Origin of the sequence: Pseudomaricurvus hydrocarbonicus (genome assembly GCF_011602365.1) — a bacterium.
Classification (GTDB): Bacteria; Pseudomonadota; Gammaproteobacteria; order Pseudomonadales; family Cellvibrionaceae; genus Pseudomaricurvus; species Pseudomaricurvus hydrocarbonicus.
The window spans coordinates 1-25,198 of the sequence record NZ_JAAONZ010000004.1 but is presented as its reverse complement, the minus strand read 5'-3'; the positions used below and the strand labels follow the sequence as shown (position 1 = coordinate 25,198).

Below are 25,198 nucleotides of genomic sequence, written 5' to 3'. Positions count from 1 at the left end.
TTAGCGACGCCAGGGCCCTGCCCCCGGCGTCATGACTGATTAAGGTAATTTGCGGAACAGCAAAGAACCATTGGTGCCGCCGAAACCAAATGAATTGCTCAATGCGGCTTCAATTTTACGTTCTTGCGCAATGTGAGGCACAAAGTTGAGATCACACCCTTCATCGGGATTATCCAGGTTAATCGTGGGGGGCGCGACCTGATCGCGGATCGACAATATACTGAATATCGCCTCAACACTGCCCGCAGCACCCAGCAAATGCCCAATCATCGATTTAGTGGAGCTGACGGCCACTTCACCGGCCGATGAGCCCATCACGGTTTTCACCGCTTTACATTCTGCAACATCGCCAGCAGGCGTCGAGGTACCGTGAGCATTGATGTAGTTAATGTCGGCCACGTCGATTTTGGCATCGTTAATCGCGTTCTGCATAGATTGAGCTGCGCCCTCACCATTCTCGGGTGGTGACGTCATGTGGTAGGCGTCACCACTCATGCCAAACCCAATCAACTCGGCATAAATTTTTGCGCCGCGGGCTTTAGCCATTTCATACTCTTCGAGCACCACCACACCGGCACCGTCGCCAAGCACAAAACCATCACGATCCTTGTCCCACGGCCGGCTGGCCGCCTGGGGATCCTCGTTGCGGGTAGACAGCGCGCGGGCGGCTGCGAAGCCTCCCAGCCCCACTGGGGTACAGGCCATTTCAGCACCGCCGGCGACCATGGCATCCGCTTCGCCATACTGGATCATCCGTGCCGCCAGGCCGATATTATGCGTACCGGTGGTACATGCCGTAACGACAGAGATGTTCGGCCCCTTTAGGCCGTACTTTATGCTCAGGTTGCCAGAAATCATGTTAATAATGGCACCTGGTACAAAAAACGGAGAAATTCTTCGAGGCCCCTTGGTATCAATAATGTGTGTGCCGTCTTCAATAGAACCAATGCCGCCAATACCTGCACCTATAGCAGCGCCGATGCGACAGGCATTCTCTTCGGTGATTTCAAGACCTGAATCTTCAAATGCCTGAATGCCGGCGACCATTCCATACTGAATAAATGGATCCATTTTCCGTGCGTCTTTGACCGGCAAATAAGGTTCAACCGTAAAATCTTTAACCGGGGCACTGAACCGGGTTGTAAAAGCCGATACATCGAAGGCTTGAATGGGGGTAGCACCACTGCGACCCTCGAGAATGCCTTTCCAGGTAGAGGCCACATCATTACCCAGTGGCGTTACCATTCCAAGACCCGTTACAACTACTCTACGACGCGACACACAGCCTCCTTACGATTCTCGGACAACCTCAATGAAATATTTTCACTGAGCATGGGTGCTGATCATCACCCTGAAACACCAAGAAATTTTAATCAATTTTTATAGGGCAAACACAGAAAAGCCGCACTATCTTGCAATAGAACGGCTTTCTTGAAACGTTTCAAACCTGTTTGAAACGATTGGCTTTACGATCAGCCGCTAACAGGGGATTAACCCAGGTTAGAGTTTACGTAATCAATAGCCAGCTGAACGGTAGTGATCTTTTCAGCTTCTTCGTCAGGAATTTCAGTTTCGAATTCTTCTTCCAGAGCCATAACCAGCTCTACAGTATCCAGAGAGTCAGCGCCCAGATCTTCAACGAAAGAGGCTTCGTTTTTTACTTCTTCTTCTTTAACGCCCAGTTGCTCTGCAACGATCTTTTTTACGCGCTCTTCAATGCTGCTCATAGTGATTTTCAACTCCTAATTGAAATAAATAGTTCGCAGTTTGAATTGCTCCCCAAACAGGAGACAACCCTAATAATTTGGACAAACAACTTAAAGGGGCATTCTACATCGAATTTCCCACGTTGTAACGCATCCGCTTAAAAATCTTTGTTAATACGAGAAAATGTTCGCAAAAACAAAGAGTTACGCCATATACATGCCGCCATTTACGTGCAGCGTATCACCCGTAATATAGCCCCCGGCGTCGCTTGCCAGAAAGCCCACTACCGCAGCAATCTCTTCCGGCTGCCCCAATCGCCCAAGGGCAATCTGTGACAGCATCAACTCTTTTTGCTCTTCAGACAACTCTTTCGTCATGTCCGTATCAATAAAGCCAGGCGCCACGGTATTCACCGTAATGCCGCGAGAGCCAACCTCTTTGGCCAGGGCTCGAGCAAAACCGGCAACACCCGCTTTGGTTGCGGCATAGTTAGACTGGCCGGCATTTCCCATGGAGCCAACCACAGAACTGATATTGATGATGCGCCCCCAGCGAGCCTTCATCATGCCGCGCAGACAGCCCTTGCTTAAACGATAGATCGCACTGAGATTGGTGTTGATCACGTCAAACCACTCATCATCGCTCATGCGCATCAGGAGGTTATCTTTTGTAATTCCCGCATTGTTAACCAGAATCGCCGGCGCCCCAAAATCCGCCTGCACCTCTTTCAACAAGGTGGCCACAGAATCAGCATCCGCCACATCCAGAACCTTGCCAACGCCCTTGATGCCTTTTTCGGCAAAGCGAGCTGTGATTTTTTCCGCACCAGATTCACTGGTTGCCGTGCCCACAACAACAGCACCTTCTGCGCCCAGATGATCTGCAATCGCAGCGCCAATTCCACGACTGGCACCTGTTACCAAAGCGACCTTACCATTAACACTCATAGACAATTCATTCCTTCAATCATACTTACCGAGGCAAGATCTACCCATATCAGCGATGCCAACTCGTGCAGCACCCTTTCTGTCTGTCCCAGACGTCACAGCACAATAGCAGCTCTTAAGCACAGGACAGTCATTTATAAATCAACCGTCTCTACCCAGCAATGTCACCGCCAGCGCACAACAGCTTAAAATAACAAACCAGCGTATTCGATGAACGCCCTCGAACAACTTAGCCTATTTACGACAACTCAGCCAAAGCTTTGTCCAGATCAGCCGGGGTTTCCGTCGAAAATGCGGACAATCCCTTATCGATACGACGACACAAGCCCGACAATACCTTGCCAGGACCACACTCAACAACCTGCGTTACACCCGCCTTAACCAAAGCCAGGGTGCAATCTACCCATAGTACCGGCGTGTAAATCTGCTCAATCATTAAAGTCTTAATTTTTTCCGGATCCGTCTCGGTTTTCGCATTCACGTTATGCACAACCGGTACCGTCGGCTCTGAAAAAGTCGTTGCCAGGATCTGGTCGGCCAGATTATCGGCAGCCGGCTGCATCAAGGACGTATGGAATGGAGCGCTCACCGGCAGGGGCAGGGCTCGCTTGGCGCCCGCCTCTTTACAGCCTTCAATGGCGCGTTCAACCGCCGCGGCATGACCCGCAATAACCACCTGGCCGGGCGAGTTAAAGTTTACCGCAGCCACCACCTCGTCACCGGCTGCAGCGGCACACGCCGCATTAATAGCCTCGTCGTCCAAACCAATAATGGCCGCCATCGCCCCCACACCCGCCGGAACGGCTTGCTGCATATATTTACCGCGCAGCTGCACCAGCTTAACCGCGTCCTCAAACGCCACAACCCCGGAACACACCAGTGCGGACCACTCACCCAGACTGTGTCCGGCCATCAAAACGGGCTGCTGGCCGCCTTTGTCAGACCAAACGCGATACAGAGCCACACTGGCGGTCAGCAGCATTGGCTGAGTCCGCTCGGTGAGATTCAGCTCTTCTTGCGGACCATTTTGCACCAGTTGCCACAGGTCATAGCCCAGGACAGCCGAGGCTTGTGAAAACGTTTCTTCAATGACAGGAAACTGCTCCGCCAACTCAGCCAACATTCCTACTTTCTGCGAGCCCTGCCCAGGAAAAACAAATGCAAGCTGTTCATTCACAGTAGAAACCATACTAGAAGCCTCAATTGACATAAATTTTAAAATTCCATTGTAATGCGCGAGAAACCAATCGACGCACCTTATTCTTTATTTTGTGACAAACCTGCCCCTTTGAAGCAAGCTCATTCAGAGTCATCTCACACCAACCCAGCCGTAAACTCCTCAGATTAATGGAGACAATCGGCTATTTGATGATTGATTTTATTCGGTATATCTCCCGCCGCCTGCTCTTTGGCCACCGCCAGAGCACACTCGAACCCCTTTGCATCAACCGAGCCGTGGCTTTTAACCACCACCCCCTGTAAACCAAGGAAGCTCGCGCCATTATAACGGGCAGGGTCAAATTTGGTATGCCATTTTAGCAACAAAGGACGGGCAATCTGGCCAACCAGTCGATTCCAAAAGCCACCCTCCAGCAATTCCCGCAAATACGAGGCCAGCAAACGGGCCACCCCTTCGCTCACTTTCAACGCCACATTGCCCACAAAACCATCACAAACCACCACATCTGCCGCGCCCGTGAAGATCCCATCCCCCTCAATGTAGCCAACGTAATTCAAGTGGTCATTTGACTCAAGCAACGCCGAAGCCAGACGAATCTGCTCATTTCCCTTGATATCTTCCGAGCCTATATTCAGCAAACCCACAGATGGTGAGCTGACACCGGCCGTTTCCGCCAGGACACTGCCCATCAACGCAAACTGGACCAATTGCTCGGAGGTGCAATCGACGTTCGCCCCCAGATCGAGCACATAACTGGCCCCCTTAGCCGTAGGAACTGCCTTGCATATGGCCGGCCGATCTATGCCAGGAAAGGTTTTTAGAAGGTACTTGCCCATGGCCATCAATGCACCCGTATTGCCGGCACTGATGCAAGCCTGAGCCTCCCCTCGGGCAACCAGATCTATGGCTTTCCACATGGAAGAATCCTGCTTATTGCGTAAGGCATAGGCGGGTTTATCCGACATGCTAACCACTTGTGTCGAGACGACAAAGTGAACGTTATCGGGCAATGAAGAGGGAGCTGTGGATGCTTCGCCGACGAGGATGATGGCCAGTTCAGGATTGGCTTGAGCGAAGTTTAGTGCGGCAGGTAACGTAGAACGGGGACCTAAGTCCCCGCCCATAAGATCAACTGCAAGAGTCAGCTGAGCTGGCAAACGAATTAATCCGAATTAATCGTCGCTACCGGTATCAACTACTTTACGGCCTTTGTAGAAACCGTCTGCAGTCACATTGTGACGCAGGTGCTTCTCACCGCTGGTAGGATCTACAGACAAAGTCGGTCCGGACAGAGCGTCGTGTGAGCGGCGCATGCCACGTCTGGAACGGGTTTTCTTACTTTTTTGAACGGCCATTATTGACTCCTATTGCTCAAAGTTCGCCGGAACCGGGGCGCCTCAGGATTTCGGCGAGCCCTTTAATTGCTCCAACACTTGAAACGGGTTATTGGACGATTCGGCCTTCTCTTCAGCCTCGTCATCACCAAAGCTGGTCCGCTCAACACAGTCCTCATCGTGGTAGGACACCATCGGCAGATTCAGCAATAATTCGTCTTCGATAATCGTGTAGATATCCGCCTGCCCCTCCCCCAGAATCACAGGATCCAAGGCTTTAGGCAATTGCTTGGCCCGCTCTTCATCCCAGACGATAGCCAGATTTAACTCGGCTTCCAGAGGAACTTCAGTTGGCCCAAGGCATCGCTGACACATTACGGTTAATACACACTTAGCCTGCCCCGTAATCACGCGATGTCTCTCTTCATCGACACCGAACTCCAGTACAACCTTTACTTCATCGCTATTGTTAAGGGAAACATCCATCAAACGGCTAAGCTCGGAAACGGCAATATTGCCTTCCAAACCAAGCCCTTGCTGGGCAAATTTCCGCGGATCGATATAACGCGGCAACTGAGTATTTAAGGGGGTACTTGACATAAGCGCGCAATTTTAGGGAGTCAGCCCCCCGCTGTCAAAGAAAAATCACCAGATAACTGTATGAAATTACACAATTTCTCACCGAAATAATTAAAATACACACCTCGCCTTAAAAATGTGTGATTTATGAGCCATATTGTCCTTGCATCCAGTTCTAGATATCGTCAGCAACTTCTTGAAAAACTTGGACTTACGTTCGTGGCCGCCAGTCCAGACATTGACGAGCAACCCCACACCGGCGAAAGCCCCAACAGTATCGCCCAAAGACTGTCTGAAACGAAAGCCAGGGCACTCAAAGAGCGCTTCCCCAACCATTTAATCATCGGCTCTGACCAGGTCGCCGAACTGAACGGCATACCCATTGGTAAACCCGGCAATCACCAGCGGGCTTGCCAGCAACTCCAGGCGGCCAGTGGCAACACCCTGCACTTTCATACGGGCGTGGCTCTTTTCAATAGCGCCACCGCCACCATGCAATACGCCAGCTCATGCTATGAAGTGAAATTCCGCCAACTGACGCAGCCCCAGATTGACGCCTACCTGCGCAAAGAAGCCCCTTATGACTGCGCTGGCAGCTTCAAGTCAGAAGGTCTCGGCATTGCATTGTTCGAATACATCCGCGGCGATGACCCCAACAGCCTGATCGGGCTCCCACTGATTCAACTCACACACCTGCTGCTTAATGAAGGGATCGACGTCCTCCGGCAATGACTCACCGGAGAGGGTCAGCACAAAACAACATCAACAAATGGCAAGACACATCAGACATTTTATGAAAATGACACATCTTGCTCTTGGTCAGTCAGGCTCTTTTAAGTAGAATCCCCCGCCCCTGGATCGAGCCTTGAAAGAACCCGGGCAACCAATCAGCCCATGCTGAACATTAAACACCTTAAGCCGTGTTGCGCTTTAAATTAGGTGGGCCAAGGATTAATAGCAGAATTTTACATCAAGGCGCGCTCAACACCGCAGACACAGCTCAATGCCATCCAGCAGCCGACCTTTAGCCATGACCGCCCAACACCAACAACAGCACCGAGAAAGACACTGACCCCATGTCAAAATTTCTGACCAACAATGAAATTAATGTCCTTCAGGAAAACCTCGACCTGTTTGGCTCCGCACCCGAAGCGAGAGCCTCAGCCACCCCATCCACGCCAAAGGCAAGAGCCGAACGCACCGCTCAAACAGCCAAGCAGCGCGCCACCCACAAGAGGTCGCACGCCGCAAAAGCAGAAACGGCCAAGCCCGCCCTGCAGCAATCTATTGACTTGCTGATTGAGTCGCCAGCCGTCCCAAAACCCGAAGCCTCACCCATAACAGCCCACCCATCGTCACCCACAACCAACGCCAAAGCCAAAGCCAAAGCCAAAGCCAAAGCCAAAGCCAAAGCCAAAGCCAAAATCGAACCCGAAACAACGGTCAAAACCATCGAAGCCGTCAAACAAGCAGCTGCGACGCGGCATTTAACACCACAACCAGAGAGAGCTCCGACGGAGGAAACCCCGGAAGGAAGAACAAAGTACCTTGCCGTGCGCGCACTCTCCCCAACAGCGGCCAAAGAGGCGCTGCAGAATAAGGGCGCCCAGGTCATTAACTATTCCATGGAAAAGCGCGACCCGGCATTGAAGAACTTATTCGAAGCCTTATTGGACTCAGGACTGGAGTATCGAATTGAGAACCTACCGGTCCACTGGCTGCTCATTGAAGACGACCACCCCACAGCGCACCACACGCTAAACAACTCGGTTGAACTCGCCTTTTGCAGCAATTGGTTTGAACAACAAAAGGCTCGCATCCGGCGCCTGCGCGGTGTCGACTATATCGATGCCTGCGCCGGGATTGCCCAACAGCTTCAACTGAAAAGCCAGACGCGCGGTATCATTTAATACAGTTGTGGCGCTTAATTCACCCGCCACATTCCGTGTCATTCCAGCAAAACTCCCTATACTGTGATTGACAGACAAATCAACACAGAAGAGAAACGGAATGTCCTTTAAGCATGCTGCCTTCCTCAGTCTGATCTTTTTTCTAACGGGCTGTGCTGCACTTTTAAGCAGCTCTTTGGACGAACTCTACGGCGCCCCACACCCCAGAGAAAGAACCGTCGCCTACAACCAGCCACTGGGCGAAAACTTCAACCAAAAGATCAAACCCATACTGGAAAACCGCTGCACTGTTTGCCACGGCTGCTACGACGCCCCCTGCCAACTGAAAATGTCCTCCACCACAGGCATACAGCGGGGGGCCAGCAAAGAACTGGTGTACGATGGCCTGCGCTTAACGGCCAGTTCACCGAGCCGGTTATTTGTTGATCACGACACCATCGAAGAATGGCGCGAAGCCGAATTTCACCCGGTCCTGAATGAACGCCTACAGTCTGTCAACGCCAACCTTGAAGGCAGCCTGATATTCAAGATGCTGGAGCTCAAAAAACAACACCCAGCCAACACGCAAGCCCTGCTGCCCAGCGACATCACTGTCAATATAGACCGTGACTATCAGTGCCCCAAAATCGAGGAGTTTGACAGCTTCGCCCAAAAGCATGCCAACTGGGGCATGCCATACGGCCTGCCGCCCCTCAGCTCGCAAGAGCACAACGCCATTATCTCTTGGCTTGCCAACGGTGCACCCTTACCCGATGAGCCCCCCCTACCTTCAGAGCTGCACATTAAAATCCATCAATGGGAACAATTTTTCAACCAAACCCCGCTCAAGAACCAACTGGTCAGTCGATACATATATGAGCACCTGTTTTTAGGGGCATTGTATTTTGACGAAGTCTCATCGGAACATTTTTTCAAGCTGGTGCGCTCCACCACGCCACCGGGAAAGCCCATCAAAATCATTGCCTCCCGACGGCCCTATGACTCCCCCAACACCGATGAGTTTTACTACCGCCTGCAGCACAGCGTCAGCACCCGGCTCGACAAGACTCACATGCCCTACGCTTTAAATGAAAAAAGGCTGAACGACTGGGAAAAGTGGTTTCTCAACGATAGCTACCAGGTCACCTCGCTCCCGTCCTACGACCCTATGGTCGCCGGCAATCCTTTCATTGCATTTGAGCAAATCCCACCTCAATCGCGATACCGCTTTATGCTGGAAGAAGCGGAATTTACCATCATGGGGTTTATCAAAGGGCCCGTCTGTCGAGGACAGGTCGCTCTCAATGTGATTCGTGATCGCTTTTGGGTTTATTTTATGAGCCCGGACCTCGTAGACCCGGAAGCCGCCAGCAAATTCCTTGCTTCACAAGGCGCTCACTTACGGCTGCCCACCGAAACCGGTAGCACCCTTCGGCCAATCTCGAACTGGGTGAAGTACTCCTCTCTCCACAAGAATTACCTGAAAGCCCAATATGAAGCCAACAAACGCTTTGTTGAAAAAAACCACATCAGCCTTGACGAAAAAATCATTTGGGATGGCGATGGCAAGAACCCCAATGCCGCTCTGACCGTGTTTCGCCACTTTGACAGCGCCAGTGTCGTTAAAGGGCTCGTTGGCACCAAACCCAAAACCGCCTGGATCATCAATTACCCAATTCTCGAACGTATCCACTACCTCCTGGTCGCCGGTTTCGATGTCTACGGAAATGTCGGCCATCAGTTAATCACACGTCTCTACATGGACTTTTTGCGCATGGAAAGTGAGATGAATTTTCTGTCCCTGCTGCCAGCCCAAAACCAGGAAGCGCAGTGGGCGGAATGGTACCGGGGCGCCGACAGCGCCAGCCGCAACTTTGTCAACGAAGGCAGCCGCAACTACTTCAAACCCACCGACATCACCTACAAAACGGATACACCGCTCAATGAACTCTATGATCGACTGCAGCAACATCTGGCGCCGGTTATCGACACCTCACATTACCCGGAAAAGGCCAAACTGACTGCAGACATCAAGCATAACCTGCAACTGCTGGGAAACGTGTCCGGTCTCGCCGCAGCCCAACTTCCGCAGGCAGTCATTCTGTTCCTCGAAGACGATCAGGGACAGGTACAATTGTTCAGCGTTTTGCACAATAACGCTCACACCAATATCACCAGCCTGCTCAAGGAGAGCTCCAATCGAATCCCTGAGGAAGATTCGGTCACAGTCGCCAAAGGGCTGATCAGCTCATACCCTGGAGCCTTTTGGTACACCACCCACAACCAACTGCCTCTGCTGGTTCGGGACGCACAGGCAATCAAGAATGACCGTGATTATGAGTTGTTCATGTCCAGGCATGGCATTCGCAGAACAAACCCGAACTTCTGGGCTTACAGCGACCAACTGCACAAACTCAACCGCCAAACGAACCCCATAACGGCGGGACTCTACGACTTGAGTCGACTCGAGAACCGCTGACCTCTCAACTGCAAGTGGCTTCACCCCCAAGTGCCAACTTCAAACGAAGAGCGTCACCACTGAAGGCTAACGAGCAAGGCGTCGCTGCGGGCCCGATCAGGCTAAAATGCCGGCACAGTGACAGGCAGTTACATCAAAGGAGTCTGGAGAACAGATAGCCGGACTGAAGAGTCAGGACTTGTGGCGAGTAGCCTGCATTTTGTGGTCGGTTATCTTGCTAGAGCAACAGCTCTGGAGAAGATCTTTGAAATGGTGCCCGGAGCCGGACTTGAACCGGCACGATATTGCTATCGGGAGATTTTAAGTCTCCTGTGTCTACCAATTCCACCATCCGGGCTAAGGGAGGTTTTTTATAGTAGGGATGGCACCCTACTTGTCACTGGATCACCAGAGTCAGGCGTTGTAAGCCCGGAGTCTGATCAATACATCGTTGATCCAAAACAAGAAAATGGAGGCGCGGGTCGGAATCGAACCGGCGTACACGGAGTTGCAGTCCGCTGCATGACCACTCTGCCACCGCGCCTTCGAGCTCAGGAGGACTCCTGAACAATGTGTACCTTGATATGGGCAGTAAAGAGCACCCATTCAAGTTACTGATTTCACCTGCCGGTGAAGTGGGAGGCATTTTACGGATATCTCTTTTAGAGTCAAGGAGTTAATAGTCTTTCTTTGCTTGAACCTGCAATGCCTTGATCCCACTGACGAAAACACGACCCTTTAATGCTAAAGAAGTGTGTGCCTTCAACTGGCTGACTATTTCGTCACGCCCTCTTCTGCCATCAACTCAGGCCAGGCGGCCTTCAGGTAAATAATCATAGACCACAACGTCAGGCCCGCAGCAAGATACAAGGTCACGTACCCCACAAGTCGCCAATTCGGATATTGATCCGGATTGAAAGCCAGCAAGACAATGATTGCCACCATCTGCATGGTAGTTTTGAATTTGCCCAGGAAAGAGACCGCGACACTCGCCCGCTTACCCAGCTCTGCCATCCACTCCCGCAAGGCCGAGATGACAATCTCCCGCCCCACAATAATCACTGCCGGAATGGCAAACCAGGCATTGGCGTGGTCGCCAACCAGCAAGACAAGGGCCACTGCCACCATCAGCTTATCCGCCACAGGGTCCAGAAATGCGCCAAAAGGTGTGGACTGATCGTAGCGCCGAGCCACATAGCCGTCCAGCCAATCGGTCACCGCGGCGATCGTGAATACGGCTGCCGACAAGGGGTAACTCCAATCAAACGGCAAGTAAAAGACCAGCACCAGCAGAGGAATCAGGGCAATACGGAATAAGGTCAGTTGGTTGGCAAGGTTCATAACAGCTCGTTTACGCCAACCAACGGTTGGTCTTGATTTCAAGGAAACAGTGTCTATATCACTTTTAATAATGACATATCACTGCCTTTAAGGGTCTGAAAGTTACTCGGTGTTTAGTGCACTGTAAATATCTTCCGCCATTTTTTTACTGATCAAGGGCACTTTGGCCAAATCTCCGACACTGGCCTTTTTCACTTCCTGCAATCCACCAAAATGCCTCAACAGTTCACGTCGCCGCTTGGCGCCAATGCCCGGGATGTCCTCCAGCCGTGAGGTTCGGCGCTTTTTGTCCCTGCGCTGTTTATGCCCGGTAATGGCAAACCGGTGAGACTCGTCGCGTATGTGCTGAATCAGGTGCAAGGCCGCCGAGTCGGAGGCCAGCGTCATCTCCCCCGCGTTATCCGGTAATATCAGGGTTTCAAACCCCGCCTTGCGCGTCGTACCTTTGGCTACACCAATCATCAACACGCCTGTGACCGCCAAATCCGACAAGACCTCTTCCGCCCGACGCAACTGCCCCTTACCGCCGTCAATCAATAGAATGTCCGGCAGGGCCCCCTCCCCCTTTTGCAAGCGGGTATAACGCCGACGTAAAGCCTGCTCCATTGCCGCGTAATCGTCACCACCGGTAATGCCCTCGATATTGAATCTGCGGTAATCACTTTTTAGCGGACCATTGATATCAAACACGACACAGGAAGCCACCGTCAGCTCACCGTGACTGTGGCTGATGTCAAAACACTCCAACCGCTCAGGCATGGACTCAAGCCCCAACACATCCTGCAGCGCTTCAAACCGCTGTAAAGTGTTTTGTTTACTGGCGATCTGCGCCTGAAGGTTTTCTTTCGCGGCGGACGCTGCCAGCTGCATCCACTGCAGCCGCTGACCCCGATAATTACTTTGAAAAACAATTTGCCGACCAGTTTGCGCCTGTATCGCCTCACTGAGCACATCCAGATCTTCGGCTGTGTGACTTAACAAAACGACTTTGGGGAAATCCCGCTCGACAGACTGCAAATAAAACTGCCCAAGGAAGGCCTGTAAGATTTCACTTTCTTCGCCAATCAGCTGCCCCTTGGGGAAATGACTTTTGCTCCCCATAATCCGCCCCTGGCGTATGTAGAGGACATGAACACAGGCCAAACCTCCCTCCTGGTGAAGGGCAATCACATCCACATCCGCCGACCCACTCTCTACAATTTGTTGAGCCTGGATGCGCTTCAGGGCTGAAATCTGGTCTCTGTACTCAGCCGCCTTTTCAAAATCGAGCTCGGCCGATGCCGCCTCCATAAGATCCGCCAGCTCTTTCACCAGGACATCGCTTTTTCCCAGTAAAAACATTTCTGCGTGGCGAATATCGTCGCGATACTCTTTTTCATTGATCAAACCGACACAGGGCGCCGTGCAGCGATTAATTTGATGCTGCAAACATGGCCGCGTGCGATTGTGAAAAACACTGTCCTCGCATTGGCGCAAACGAAAAGTTTTTTGCAGGAAAGACAGGCTGGACTTCACCGCCCCCACATTCGGGAAGGGGCCAAAATAGCTTATTCCTTTGCGCTTCAAGCCCCGATGCATGGCCAGGCGAGGAAATGCATCACCGCTGGTGAACATGATATAGGGGTATGATTTATCATCGCGCAACAGGATATTATAGGGCGGGCGCTGCTGCTTGATGAGATTTTGCTCAAGCAGCAGCGCCTCCATCTCAGTCGGCGTTATGGTCACTTCCACATGCCGGATACGGGCCACCAGAGCCCGTGTTTTAGGCGCCAGACCTGAGGACTGAAAGTAACTGGCAAGACGACTTTTGAGGTTTTTGGCTTTGCCGACATAAAGGATGTTGCCTTCACTGCCGTACATTTGATAAACGCCGGATTGACGTGTGACCTGCTTAAGAAAGCCCTTGGCGTCAAATTCAGAAGTTGTCGCGCGTGATTTTTCAGCAACACTCGCAGCGACTGACTCAGAGTTGTCAGCCTCAGCAGAAAGGGGGTTACGATCTGAACTAGCCATAATGGTACGTCGGGTGCGATCAATCCAAATATATTATCGCTGCCAGTGTACCATTCAGCTGGCCGAAAGCAGAGGATTAAGCAACAGTGAATTCAGCCCGAAGCATTCGCATGGGCCCCGCCGGGGTCAAAACAACAAACGTCGAATCCCCTCTTACCCTGTCAGGCAGAGGGTTCTATTCAGGCAGGAGATTAAATAATGGTCTCAACGTCTAAAATGTTGTACTTGACGGCCAACAAGGTCAGCTCAACATCGCTGTTGATGCTCAACTTGTCAAAAATACGATATCGGTAACTGTTGACCGTTTTAGGACTCACACAGAAGGTGTCTGCAATTTCCTGCGCTTTTTTGCCGTTGGCAATTAACATGGCGGTCTGCAGCTCCCGTTCTGACAAAGACTCAAACGGTGATTTTTTAGCCTGGTTGCCACCAAAGTTTTTCAGCGCCAGTTGCTGGGCCACACTGTTGCTCATATAAAGCTCACCGGCACACACTGCGCGAATCGCCTTAATCATTTCATTGAGGCCAGCGCCCTTGGTGACATACCCCATTGCCCCGGCCTGCAGAAGGCGCGTAGGGAAGAGATCGTCATCACAGGCTGTCACCGCAATGATTTTCACATAATCGTGAACGGCCAACAGCTTTTTGGTGGCCTCAATGCCACCGATACCCGGCATTTTTACATCCATCAGCACCACATCGGGTGATAGCTCACGGGTTAAAGTTAAAGCCTCTTCCCCACAGCTTGCCTCGCCGACGATATCAAATTCGCTGACATCGGACAGCATGCGAACCAATCCCATCCGGACAAGTTCGTGGTCATCGACCACCAATATTTTAGTCAAAGCAACGTCTCCGGCCCACACACAGGGCTCTTCACTAGGTTGGTTTTCTTCTTTTTTCCCTGATATGAGACTGGTTCCTTGATAATGCCAGAATGTACCATTTGGATAACACTAATCCTAGATCCAAGTGGTATAAAGCTATCATTTTATAGCGTTTTACTCCGTCCCAGAAACAATTTTCACAGCATCTCGATTTACGGGTAATAACTGATCCATTCAACGCTCCCAATCGGCGCTATTATTATCCCACCCCTTCAAACTCGCAGACGGTCGAAACAGACAAATGGAAGGACAATTGAGCCACCTGACTTGCCCGGGCCGGTTAACAAGATTGATTGCCCGCGCACTACAGGCGCTGGTGCACATTGAGTTGAGCAGAATGTAGCGAGTACTCCCCTAGCCTCACCATAAACCCCGATTGTGAAAAAACATGACGATCGTACATTACTTTCTTCAAATCGTTGTCTGCCTGTTGCACTAAACGGTAACGACCTTTCGGTAGGTCAGGTTAATTCTTGGCGCAGTGACCTTGCGTGACTTGGGCAAGCAATGGTGCCAGTTGTGCTGCACGGCCCCAGACATTACCAATAAAGAGCCCGGTGTTAATGTCAAATGCAAGGGAGGCATTGTTTTATCACGGCGATGCCGAAAGCTGAAACGTCGCTCGCCCCCCAGACTCAGGGAGGCAATCACCGGGTTTTGCCCTAATTCAGGCTCGTCATCACTGTGCCATCCCACACTGTCCTGACCATCCCGATAGAGGTTTGCCAACACCGAGTTGGTTTCAACCCCCAGCTCATCATGTAATCGCGTTCTGATCTCGGACAAGGGGTCAAGCCATGCATTCAGCGGCAACCGGTAGCCTGAATACTGGTAGTTACACCCAGGGTCACCGTACCAGGCATTTAACCTGGGGATCACCACCGGGCGCCCATAAATCTGGATAACCGACTGCTCCCAAGCCAAACTTTTCTCTAACCAGCGGAACAGCGAACAGGCTTTCCTCTCGGAAACCCATTGAGGGTAAAGCGTCAACTCCCCCCCCTGTAACATAAAACGCTGCGGTTCAGCAGAGGCAAAAAGCGATGACTGCATAACACCCCTCTCATTTATTATGGCATCTAAACGGTCGAAGACTCAAAATAACGCTTACAAAAACCCAAACCCTTCCTCTTAGGCTCCGTAAACTCTGGGTTCGATTTCCAGAACGACTCCGTATTTTTTCTGGACATCAGCCTGAATAGACCTCGCCAAAGCCAGCACCTCGTCACCGGTGCCGCAACCTGGGTTGATAATGACGAGCGCCTGGTGATTGTGAACGCCCACGGGCCCGTGCCGATAACCTCGCCAACCCGCGCGATCAATCAACCATCCGGCGGCCAGTTTGACCCTATTGGCCTCAGCAGGGTAACCCACCAAATCGGGATAGCGCCGCTGAAGCTGATTAAATTGCTCCAGTGACACCAGCGGGTTTTTAAAAAAGCTGCCCGCATTAGGAATATCCCCGGGGTCGGGTAACTTGCTGCGACGCACTGCAACGACAGCCTCAAAGACCTGTTGCGACGTTGGACGGTCAACTTTATGCTCAGCGAAGTATGCTTTCAATGCCGGGTATGCAGCTTTAGTCGCAGGTTTTTTATTGAGTCTGAAGGTCACAGACGTAATGATAAATTGATCCCGCAACGCGCGCTTGAATACGCTGTCCCGATAGCCAAACTCACAGGCTTCACGGCCAAACATGACTTGCTTGCCGCTGCTGACCTCCAGTGCCGTCAACTCGCTAAAAACATCACACAATTCAACCCCATAGGCGCCAATATTCTGAATGGGTGCCGCCCCCACGGAGCCGGGAATCAGGGCGAGATTTTCCAACCCCCAGTACTGGCAATTGACACAATATTCGACAAGGTCGTGCCAGTTTTCACCCGCCCCGACCTTTAGCCAAACGTGCTCCTCATCTTCGCGCAGCACTTCCCGGCCAGGAATCTCAATCTGCAAAACCAGGCCACCCACATTCCCCGCCAACACCAGATTACTGCCGCCCCCCAAGGCCATGACTGGCGCCTCGCCCCCGTGGAGCTGCCACCACTGCAAAGCGGCACGGAGCTCGCCAACCGACTGGACCCGCGCCAAATGTTCTGCAACGGCCGGAACGGCGAGGGTATTGCGGTGCTGTAAAGGAGCCGCCGTTTCTACCAAGGGAACAGAGTTGTCATTGATTAGTGAGCGGCTCATCAACGTGACCCCTGACTCTGGTCATACCCAAGATCACGGGTTTGAATATGCTCCAGCAAAGCAGACGATGCGGACTCGATCATAGCAATGACGCGCTCGAAGCCATCTCGTGCCCCGTAATAAGGATCCGGCACCTCATTCAGGCCCGCCAACGGGTCAAAATTCAACAGCAGCTCCAGACAGCCGTCAAAGTCATCCGGGGCAAGGGCTTTGAGATCGGCCAGGTTTTTCTTGTCCATCGCCAAAATATAATCGTACACCTGAAAATCTTTCAGTTTGACCTGGCTGCCGCGCAGCCGCGACAAATCGATTCCGCGCTCCCGGGCAGCAGCAACAGAACGAGCGTCCGGCCGCTGCCCGATATGCCAACCGCTGGTTCCCGCTGAATTGACCAAAATTTGTTTCTCCAGCCCCTGTGATTTCACCAAACCGGCAAACACACCATGAGCGGTGGGTGAACGGCAAATATTGCCCAAACACACGAATAACACTTTTACTTTCTCGGCCACAGCTACCTCCGTTTGGTCACCTCTCCTGTTGAGCCACCGGCTGGGCATAGCCCGGATCTCTCTCAACGCTCAGCCCCAGCTCGCGTTTCACTGCAGGCAAGCGTGGTTTACAACAAGCTTGAGTGCAACACCCGTTTCTGCAACACCCGTTTCCACAACAGCCGTTTGTTCGACCACCGCCTCTAAGACCATCGTCTCTACGACAATAGCCGCCTTACCCGCTCCAGATCAGCCTCGGTATCTACCCCGCCAGGAACCGGCTCGACAGACGCCTGAACATGGATGCGGTGGCCATTCCACAACACCCGCAGCTGCTCGAGGCATTCCATAGCCTCCAGAGCAGCCATCGGCCATTGGACAAACTGATTCAACAGACTCACACGGTAAGCATAGATACCAATGTGACGCTGAAACAAATCACTGTCCGGCAGCCCGGCAACCGCATCCGGACCTGCGGCGAAATGATCTCTTGGCCAAGGCATCGGGGCGCGACTAAAATTGAGTGCGAGACCGGCGCTATCGGCAACCACCTTGACCACATTGGGGTTAAGCAGATCCTCTTTTGAGCGAATCGGTTCACACAATGTTGCCACGCTGGCGTCTTTGACACTGGCCAGATTGAGTGCCACCTGATTGATCACCGCCGGGGGAATCAACGGCTCATCCCCCTGAACGTTCACCACAATATCGTCCGCTGCCAGCTGCAACTTTTCAGCAACCTCCTGTAACCGGTCGGTGCCAGACTCGTGTTGCTCCGAGGTCATACAGACCTGCCCACCAAAGGCCCGTACGGCGGCTTCAATGCGGCTATCGTCTGTTGCCACCACCACCTGATGGGCTTTACTGCAGCAGGCCTGTTCGTAGACCCACTGAACCATTGGCTTCCCGGCAATCTCTTTGAGTGGCTTGGCCGGTAGTCTTGTAGAGGCGTAACGCGCCGGAATCACAACCGTAAACTTCATAAACTCTTCTCTGTCAATATACGTGGAGAGGTGTTCGTTAAAACATGTGTCTTAAAAATTGCTGGCCGACACTTCGGGACAGAAAACCAAACGCCACCTGCGGCCGGCACAAAACAGATCGCTGAAAACAACACGGCTCGTGTCGCTGCTGAGTTGGCACTAACGGCTAAAGCTTGTCGTTTGGAATAGTTCGCCAGAAAAAGGCATATTGAAAAACAGCACGTCCCGTATCAGCAAAGTTCTACCTGCTGCCTGACTGCACCACAGGTCAGTCAGCCACGCTTATGCTCAACCCGGTGACTGACAAAAACGCATGCAATTGGGTGTAAAAAGCCTGCGGCAGTTCAGCCTCTACCGACAGGTACCACCAGTCTGGTTTGGCAAAGTTACGGCATTTTACCGCGTCTTTGGCTGTCATCAAAAGTGGTTTTGTGCCTATATGCGCCAAGTCAGCTTCCGAGAAAGCGTAGTGGTCGGGAAACGCCTGCCCCTCCACCGCAATCCCCAACTCTCTGAGGGTCGTAAAAAAGCGTTCCGGATTGCCAATACCCGTGACGGCATGAACGCCCGGCAGCGCAAGAAAAGGCAGTTGATCCAGCCCAACCCGCTCCCCCGTCAACACATTGCACCAGTATTTAGGAATGAGTGACATGCGCAACGCTTCCACATCAACCGGCAAATCAGGCTTATCCGTGCCGCCGTTAAGTATGACACAGTCGACTTCCCGCAGACGCCCGGGAGCCTCGCGCAAGGGGCCGGCAGGTAAACACAGCCCATTTCCCAACAGACGTTGCCCATCGAGCAGGCAGAGCTCCCAATCCCTTGCAAGCTTGTAATGCTGCATCCCGTCATCGCTCAGGATGATGTCACAGTGATGCCGGGCCGCCAGAGTTTCAACCGACTGCACCCGATTGGCCCCGACCATGACCGGACAGCCGGTTTCCAATGCGATAAGCAACGGTTCATCGCCGCTTTCGTCAACCGGGGATTGCGGGGTCACCAAGTAGGGGAAATATGGCGCATGACCACCGTAGCCGCGACTGATCACACCCGGGTTGAGCCCCAAAGAGCGAAGGTAACGAACCAAGGTGATGATAACGGGAGTTTTACCGGTCCCCCCCAAGGTGATGTTGCCCACCACCAACACAGGGGCCGGCAGAGTCTGGGCGTGACGCATCAATCTTGTGCGACGCCAGCCGGCAATGCCTTGCAGGATCAGGCTCAATGGCCACAACAACCATAGCCACCAGCGCCCTTCATACCAGGCATTCAGCCAGAATTCCTGCCCAGAGGACGATTGCCCTCTGGGGCGAGGAAGGGAGCCGCTGTTTGCAGAACCGCCATCCCGAGGGGAAGACATCGCTTAAGCTCCGTCTTCCGCAGGTTTGCGAGTGGTAATGCTCAGGTGAACGAAGCCCAGCTGCCCGGCGACGTCCATCGCGGTAACCACGGCCTGATGCGTGGCCTTGGCGTCGGCGGTAATGGTCATCGGCTTGGTATAATCACCCTCCGAGATTTTTTGGATGGCGGCTTTCAAGGTTTCTGTTTTCTGGTTAATCAGCGACTGACCGTTCACCGAGTAACTGCCATCGGCGGAGATGAGAACATCGAGATTCTGCTGATTCTCAACCGCTGGCTGTCCGCTGGCCTCTGGCAGGTCTACCGTGAGATGAGTTTCCTTGGTGAACGTCGTTGAAACCATGAAAAAAATGAGCAGCAGGAACACCACATCAATCAATGGCGTTAGATTGACGGAGTCTTCCGTTTGATGCTGACGCTTAAACTTCACACTGGCACCCTCAGGAAGACTTCACATCGACCCGGCGTTCGCTGTGCAAAGCGTCCACCAGCTTAACCGCTTCCTGCTCCATGGTGACCACCAGGCCATCCACTTTACGGCTAAAAAAGCGGTGAACAATCATTGCCGGGATAGCCACGCACAGCCCCGCGGCCGTCGTCACCAGCGCCTCGGAAATCCCTCCGGCCAGCACCCCGGCGTTACCGGTTCCCTGCATCATGATGGCGGTAAAGACTTTAATCATCCCCAGTACGGTACCCAATAAGCCTAACAGAGGCGCCACGGCAGCGATGGTGCCCAGCGCCCCCAGATAACGTTCCAGGTCGTGCACCACTTTACTGGCCGCCTCTTCAATACTGTCCTTCATCACATCCCGTCCGTGGCGGGAATTACTCAGGCCAGCGGCCAGAATCTGTCCCAGCTCTGATGATTGCTTCAGATCTTTGAGCTTGCCCGCGTCCAGCTGGTTATTTTTAATCCAGCCCCACACCTGTGCCAGCAACTGCTTCGGCGCAATCTTCTGAGCATTCAATGTCCAGTAGCGTTCAATGCTGATGGCTATAACCGCGATTGAACACAATATAATCGGCAACATTAACCAGCCACCGGCAGATACAATTTCCAGCACGTCTTCTTGCTCCCAAACTTTCTTATTAAAACCCTGGTCACTCGCGCCGTTGACCGTGGAGTGACGACAAAACAAATAGGCGACGGACTTTACCACACTCGCCAGCCTTTAGAACTCCCCGCTATAGAGAATTACAACCTAATTGCGGTCAAAAAAACACCAGCGGTATCAATAGGATACCTAATTCACTTCAAATTTGAGACGGTCCGCAAGTTGATTGTTCAGCCCTGCAAACGGATGGTTATAAGAGCGCCAGTAACGGCGTTTCTGAAGCCGGTAGGGACGGACGGACAGCGAAGGTTTCAGGGGGCGGTCACTGCTCAGCCGAAATTCAATAGCCCCCAAATCCGCTGTGGTTAAAATCCGCGCGCCGGCTTGACGATACCGGTCAACGACCTTGGGGTGCGGGTGGCCATAGCGGTTGCGATAGCCAGCACTGAAAACCACCCACTGGGGGGATAACTGATCAATCCAGGGCTGAATCGATGAGGTATTGCTGCCATGGTGCGCGGCCAGCAACACATCCACCGGCTGCTGAAGTCTGGGGTGAGACAGTAACAGCCGCTCCCTCTGCGCCTCCACATCTCCGGGCAACAACACTCTGACCCCCTGGCTCTCCAGCAAGATAACACAGGAGGCGTTGTTTCCTTCCGGCCATCGGTCAGAGCCTGCGGCGATCACAAACACCCGCCAATCCCCGACACGAGCGCGCTGGTCTTTATTGCAGAAGCTGAAAGACCGAGCCCACTCGCCAGCCTCCTCTGGCAGCTCTTCACCACTCAGCCATTGCTTCGCCCCAACCTGTGCCCTGACAGATTCAAAACCGCCACTGTGGTCCGAATCCCAATGACTGATCACGCCCCGATCTATCCTTTGTATCCCGCGTGAATAGAGCAACGGCAACACCACAGCATCACCCGCATTAAAGCCTGAAGAGTCGCCCGGCCCGGTGTCGTAAAGCAGGTGCTTATTTTGACTGCTGGCCAATACCGACAACCCCTGCCCAACATCCAATACCGTCACCCCGGTGTGCGGGTCACCTTTCGTTGCCGGCATCACTAACGCCACCACCACCATCAATCCCAGCAGGCGGGTGACGGGGAATGCCGGCAAGATCGCCAGCAGCAACCCCAAGCCCCCCATCATTAGCAGCCCTGGGTGCAATGGATAACCGGGCTCGAACAACAGCTCAGTCGCCACCCTCTGCGTCAGGTCCAACCCCCACCAAAAACCATCGATCAACCCATGAACCGTTTTCCACAGAGCCCCTGATACGCCGTCAGAGAACACACTGAAGAACAACGACAGCAATATTAAAGGAACAATCAGCACACTGACGTAGGGCACCGCGATCATATTGACCAGCGGGGCAACCGTGCTCACGGCCATCCCCCAGTACAGCTGCAGAGCCCCCATAAACAAAAACAGACAGAACTGGACTTTCAACAGCATCCACACCTTGGCTGAAAATCCGTTCACGGGTCGTGACAACACCAGCATCAGCAAGGCCACAGCGACGAAGGAAAACCAGAAACCCGGCTCCAGAATCGACAGTGGGTGCAACATCAACACCACCATCATCGACAACCACCACCCCAGCCAGACGCTGTAGCGGCGGTAGGAGCAATACCAGACCGCCGCCACCATCAATACCACTACGGCTCGCTGAGTCGCCAGTGAGAACCCCGCCAGAGAGGCGTACAGAAAAGCGGTGAGCAGCGCGCCCAGCCAGGCGCAATGCGGTCCGTAAAACCGCAGAGGCCAACACACGCTCAACCCGGCGCCAATACCGCGGCCAATCCAAAAACCCAAGGCCGCCGCCAGGCCTATGTGCAAACCGGAAATTGCCAGCAAATGACTCAATCCCATCTGCTGAATGACTCGAGTATCCTGATCAGCCAACAGCGACCGATCGCCCATCGTTAAGGCCAGCAAAACAGCCAACGACCGACCCTCGCCCAACGATGCGGTGAGACGCTGCCTTAAACCGGAGCGCCAGCGCTGAAACCGCGAATCCTTCTGCACCAGCCTTTGCGCCCCGGGGAAGGCACGCGCCCCAGTGGCGAGTTCAGCAGAGGAGACAGCCCCAATCCCCCCGGCCACCTTCCCGAGACGGACATAACCCGTGGCGGCAATCGAGCGACTGAGCAGCCAACGCTCGTAGTCAAACCCCCCGGGGTTGGCAAAACCGTGAGGTCGCTTTAAGCGAACCAGAAAACGCCAGCCCTCCCCCCCTGAGACAGGAGGCCCGCCGTAAACGGATAAGCGCAACCTTGAAAGCCGATGATTCAGGCGCTGATGTTCAGGACCATAAAAACCGTCAACCTTGAAGGTGAAGCGCTGCACGACCCGACCGGGGCTTTGGTGATTACCTCCCTGTTCCTGGCGGCTCACCAGGCCATCGATCCGCCCCTCCACCCAGACATCCTGCCCCTCAAGCGACGGCTTCAGGCGACCGTCCAGTTGCCAGCGCCCCCAGCTGATGGCCCAAACAAACACCAGCGCAACAGTGCACACCTTTATCAACACTATCTTCCGGGAATCGGAGGCGAGACCACCCCAGACGCAAGTCGTTGCGACAAGGATCAACACGGCAGCAAGCACGCAGAGGTTTAAGGACGGCAACCGGGGAAGACCGGCAGCCAGAGCAAAGGCACCGACGCACAGGGCGCGGAAGATTGCCGCCGCAACGAGCGGAACAGAAACAATTGGGAATTTCACAAGCCTTCATCCTTGATGGCTGATCGTGACGCGTTCAACACATAATGAACGATAACAGGTTAAAACACACCCATACTCAAACCACAGGCCAGGGTCTGCCCCAGCTCTTCGGCACTGGCGAGGTGCTCGGCAGTAATCTCACCCCGGGCGATCAGGGGCTCGAGCACCTTTTTCATCGGATAGCCCAGTAAGATCCGATCGCATTCGCGCACGGCACCAGTGCCATCGTTTCCCGCTGAGATGAACAGCCCGTAGGGTCGATTTAACTCATAGGGCTCTGCCGGGTAATAGGTGCGATCAAAAAAATCCTTGAGCATCCCGCTCATGTAGCCGAAATTTTCCGGTGTACCGAACAGCACTGCATCGCACCACAACAAATCCTCCAGCTGGCCGTCCGCAGCACGCACGAGCCGGGTTTCCACGGACTCTGACTCCAGGGAGGCGCCGCGCCACACAGCTTCTGCCAGCTGCCCGGTATTGCCAGACTGGGTGTGATAGACAATCAAAAGATGTTTTTTAGCGGTGGGCGTAGTCATAATCCAATTGTACGGAAAGCCCTTCACCATCGCCACCGGCGCCCACCCTGCCGGAATGATCACCGCTCGCCATAACGATTCCCCCCAATAGGCCGGTGCCAGGCCCCAAAACCTGTTATTCAGGCGCCAAGTTCTGTTAAGCTTTGGACTCCTAAAGCGATCGAGTCGTACAAGAACGCAATTCCATGGCCACAATCGGTGTTCATTACATTAAAAGTGCATTGGGCGGCGCCGCTGCCAAAGGGTTAGACACCAAGGCCCTGTTGCGCCAGGCTCGCATTCCCGAAAAGCCCCTGAAAGATCCCAAAGCACGCATTCACGTAGATCTGGTGGCCAAGCTGTACGGTGACATCAGTCGTGCCATGAACGATGAATTTATGGGGTTTACCGAACACCCCTGCAAACATGGGACTTTTGCCCTGATGGCCGACTGGGTCTCCACCGCCGAAACCCTGGAGGAACTGCTTCAAAAAGGCATTCGCTTCTACAATCAGATCACTGACGAATTGCAGATGAGTCTTGAATATGAAGGAGACCACGTTTACCTGACCACGGTGTTTCGACGGCCGGAGCTGGATTTTGAACATTTTTACATTGAATACTGGCACGTCATCTGGCACCGGTTTGCCAGCTGGTATATTGGCAAACCCATCAAGTTGCTGGGCACCTACATCAATTACACACCGCTCGACGCCAATGAATTCCGGGTACTTTATCGCTGCCCAACCTACCTCAAGAGCAAAGTAAATCGGCTGGTTTTTCACCGCCATTATCTCAATCAACCCCTGGTGAAAAGCCAGCGTGAACTGCAGGTGTTTCTGCGTCGAGCCCCCATTGACCTGCTCACCATTCCTGGCGAAGACACCAGCCTGACGGCCCGCATCAATCAAATGCTGCAGCCCAGACCCAACACCATCTTAAAGCTGCCCAAATCCCAGGAAATTGCCGAACAACTGGACATCAGCGAACAAACCCTGAGACGCAAGCTGAATGCCGAAGGCACCAGCTACCAACAAATAAAAGACAACTTGCGCAGTGATCTGGCCAACAAACTGCTAGCCAACCGCAGCCTCAACATCGCGGAAGTGGCGCGCCTGCTGGATTTCAGTGAACCAAGGGCTTTCACTCGGGCGTTCAAGCAATGGTCCGGTCAAACCCCCCGCGCATTTCGCTCAGAGCGACAGTCTCGCAGCAAAACCCTGTCATAAGAGCTCAAGTCCGGCCCCGAACAGACACTGCCCCTGCCAACACGCGACCGCTCATCTGCACGCAGCCTGCTGTGACAACCGCCAAACAACCGCTAACCCGGATGTTTCACCAATACCCAGCTTCGTCGCAATCAAGGCCGCGCCAGCGGCCAGTTTGAGCTTCAAGCCCTGATTCAGTTTACTATTTGAACGATTTCCTTTTTCAGGGCACAACTCCCCCTTACCCCCAGTATTTGTCAGCATGCCGGGGCAGCACTCTTTGAGGAGTTATGAGGTGTTCAGACGAGACAGGATGGTAGTGAAGA

Annotated in this window: 23 protein-coding genes and 2 tRNA genes; 4 read left to right on the top strand and 21 right to left on the bottom strand. The window is 53.2% G+C overall.

What is annotated here, in order from left to right; translation table 11 throughout:
- Positions 1-39 precede the first annotated feature (39 nt).
- From fabF to G8770_RS06740, 7 genes are all read right to left on the bottom strand, one after another.
- The gene (fabF, locus tag G8770_RS06770; RefSeq protein ID WP_167183751.1) at positions 40-1,281 is read right to left on the bottom strand and encodes a beta-ketoacyl-ACP synthase II; all 1,242 of its coding nucleotides are present in this window, start codon (positions 1,279-1,281) and stop codon (positions 40-42) included.
- Between the two features lie 209 nt (positions 1,282-1,490).
- A complete protein-coding gene (gene acpP, locus G8770_RS06765; protein ID WP_167183748.1) occupies positions 1,491-1,727 on the bottom strand; it encodes an acyl carrier protein in 237 nt (78 codons plus the stop codon).
- A 183-nt stretch (positions 1,728-1,910) separates the two neighbouring features.
- Positions 1,911-2,654 carry a 3-oxoacyl-ACP reductase FabG gene (gene fabG, locus G8770_RS06760; protein WP_167183745.1) on the bottom strand — a complete coding sequence of 248 codons (744 nt, stop codon included), beginning with the start codon at positions 2,652-2,654 and terminating at the stop codon, positions 1,911-1,913.
- Positions 2,655-2,892: 238 nt separating this feature from the next.
- Positions 2,893-3,843: an ACP S-malonyltransferase gene (gene fabD, locus G8770_RS06755; RefSeq protein ID WP_167183742.1), complete on the bottom strand. Its 951-nt coding sequence runs from the start codon at positions 3,841-3,843 to the stop codon at positions 2,893-2,895.
- A 155-nt stretch (positions 3,844-3,998) separates the two neighbouring features.
- The gene (gene plsX / locus G8770_RS06750) at positions 3,999-4,991 is read right to left on the bottom strand and encodes a phosphate acyltransferase PlsX (RefSeq protein WP_167183739.1); all 993 of its coding nucleotides are present in this window, start codon (positions 4,989-4,991) and stop codon (positions 3,999-4,001) included.
- Positions 4,992-5,006: 15 nt separating this feature from the next.
- The gene (gene rpmF / locus G8770_RS06745) at positions 5,007-5,189 is read right to left on the bottom strand and encodes a 50S ribosomal protein L32 (RefSeq protein WP_167183736.1); all 183 of its coding nucleotides are present in this window, start codon (positions 5,187-5,189) and stop codon (positions 5,007-5,009) included.
- A gap of 42 nt (positions 5,190-5,231) precedes the next feature.
- Positions 5,232-5,768 (bottom strand): YceD family protein, encoded by a 537-nt coding sequence (locus G8770_RS06740; RefSeq protein ID WP_167183733.1) that lies wholly within the window; start codon positions 5,766-5,768, stop codon positions 5,232-5,234.
- A 126-nt stretch (positions 5,769-5,894) separates the two neighbouring features.
- Between G8770_RS06740 and G8770_RS06735 the strand changes: the two genes are divergently transcribed.
- From G8770_RS06735 to G8770_RS06725, 3 genes are all read left to right on the top strand, one after another.
- Positions 5,895-6,479, top strand: coding sequence for a Maf family protein (locus G8770_RS06735; RefSeq protein WP_167183730.1), 585 nt, complete (start codon positions 5,895-5,897; stop codon positions 6,477-6,479).
- Between the two features lie 344 nt (positions 6,480-6,823).
- Positions 6,824-7,657 (top strand): hypothetical protein, encoded by an 834-nt coding sequence (locus G8770_RS06730; protein WP_167183727.1) that lies wholly within the window; start codon positions 6,824-6,826, stop codon positions 7,655-7,657.
- Between the two features lie 100 nt (positions 7,658-7,757).
- Entirely contained in the window at positions 7,758-10,115 is a 2,358-nt protein-coding gene (locus G8770_RS06725) for a fatty acid cis/trans isomerase (RefSeq protein ID WP_167183724.1), read from the top strand.
- Between the two features lie 250 nt (positions 10,116-10,365).
- Here the strand turns inward: G8770_RS06725 and G8770_RS06720 are convergent.
- From G8770_RS06720 to G8770_RS06655, 14 genes are all read right to left on the bottom strand, one after another.
- Positions 10,366-10,452, bottom strand: a tRNA-Leu gene (locus G8770_RS06720).
- Positions 10,453-10,564: 112 nt separating this feature from the next.
- A tRNA-Cys gene (locus G8770_RS06715) sits at positions 10,565-10,638 on the bottom strand.
- A 230-nt stretch (positions 10,639-10,868) separates the two neighbouring features.
- On the bottom strand, positions 10,869-11,435 hold the full coding sequence (pgsA, locus tag G8770_RS06710) for a CDP-diacylglycerol--glycerol-3-phosphate 3-phosphatidyltransferase (protein WP_167183721.1): 567 nt from the start codon (positions 11,433-11,435) through the stop codon (positions 10,869-10,871).
- A gap of 102 nt (positions 11,436-11,537) precedes the next feature.
- A complete protein-coding gene (gene uvrC / locus G8770_RS06705; RefSeq protein WP_167183717.1) occupies positions 11,538-13,451 on the bottom strand; it encodes an excinuclease ABC subunit UvrC in 1,914 nt (637 codons plus the stop codon).
- A 191-nt stretch (positions 13,452-13,642) separates the two neighbouring features.
- Positions 13,643-14,296 carry a response regulator gene (locus G8770_RS06700; protein WP_167183714.1) on the bottom strand — a complete coding sequence of 218 codons (654 nt, stop codon included), beginning with the start codon at positions 14,294-14,296 and terminating at the stop codon, positions 13,643-13,645.
- 477 nt (positions 14,297-14,773) lie between these two features.
- Positions 14,774-15,391, bottom strand: coding sequence for an alpha-ketoglutarate-dependent dioxygenase AlkB family protein (locus G8770_RS06695; RefSeq protein ID WP_167183711.1), 618 nt, complete (start codon positions 15,389-15,391; stop codon positions 14,774-14,776).
- A gap of 78 nt (positions 15,392-15,469) precedes the next feature.
- Entirely contained in the window at positions 15,470-16,531 is a 1,062-nt protein-coding gene (murB, locus tag G8770_RS06690) for a UDP-N-acetylmuramate dehydrogenase (RefSeq protein ID WP_167183708.1), read from the bottom strand.
- Positions 16,531-17,040, bottom strand: a complete 510-nt coding sequence (locus G8770_RS06685) for a low molecular weight protein-tyrosine-phosphatase (protein WP_425050045.1) — start codon at positions 17,038-17,040, stop codon at positions 16,531-16,533. The genes murB and G8770_RS06685 overlap by 1 nt, the downstream gene beginning before the upstream one ends.
- Before the next feature lie 197 nt (positions 17,041-17,237).
- Positions 17,238-18,002, bottom strand: a complete 765-nt coding sequence (kdsB, locus tag G8770_RS06680; RefSeq protein ID WP_167183702.1) for a 3-deoxy-manno-octulosonate cytidylyltransferase — start codon at positions 18,000-18,002, stop codon at positions 17,238-17,240.
- Positions 18,003-18,270: 268 nt separating this feature from the next.
- On the bottom strand, positions 18,271-19,362 hold the full coding sequence (gene lpxK, locus G8770_RS06675; RefSeq protein ID WP_167183699.1) for a tetraacyldisaccharide 4'-kinase: 1,092 nt from the start codon (positions 19,360-19,362) through the stop codon (positions 18,271-18,273).
- Positions 19,363-19,365: 3 nt separating this feature from the next.
- Positions 19,366-19,791, bottom strand: coding sequence for a biopolymer transporter ExbD (locus G8770_RS06670; RefSeq protein WP_167183696.1), 426 nt, complete (start codon positions 19,789-19,791; stop codon positions 19,366-19,368).
- A gap of 10 nt (positions 19,792-19,801) precedes the next feature.
- Positions 19,802-20,428: a MotA/TolQ/ExbB proton channel family protein gene (locus tag G8770_RS06665; protein WP_167184810.1), complete on the bottom strand. Its 627-nt coding sequence runs from the start codon at positions 20,426-20,428 to the stop codon at positions 19,802-19,804.
- A 180-nt stretch (positions 20,429-20,608) separates the two neighbouring features.
- Positions 20,609-23,149, bottom strand: coding sequence for a DNA internalization-related competence protein ComEC/Rec2 (locus G8770_RS06660; RefSeq protein ID WP_167183693.1), 2,541 nt, complete (start codon positions 23,147-23,149; stop codon positions 20,609-20,611).
- Positions 23,150-23,208: 59 nt separating this feature from the next.
- A complete protein-coding gene (locus tag G8770_RS06655; protein ID WP_167183690.1) occupies positions 23,209-23,685 on the bottom strand; it encodes a flavodoxin family protein in 477 nt (158 codons plus the stop codon).
- Between the two features lie 185 nt (positions 23,686-23,870).
- On the opposite strand from G8770_RS06655, the gene G8770_RS06650 reads away from it, so the two are divergent.
- Complete coding sequence (locus G8770_RS06650) at positions 23,871-24,893, top strand: AraC family transcriptional regulator (RefSeq protein WP_167183687.1); 1,023 nt, start codon at positions 23,871-23,873, stop codon at positions 24,891-24,893.
- Positions 24,894-25,198: the final 305 nt, after the last annotated feature.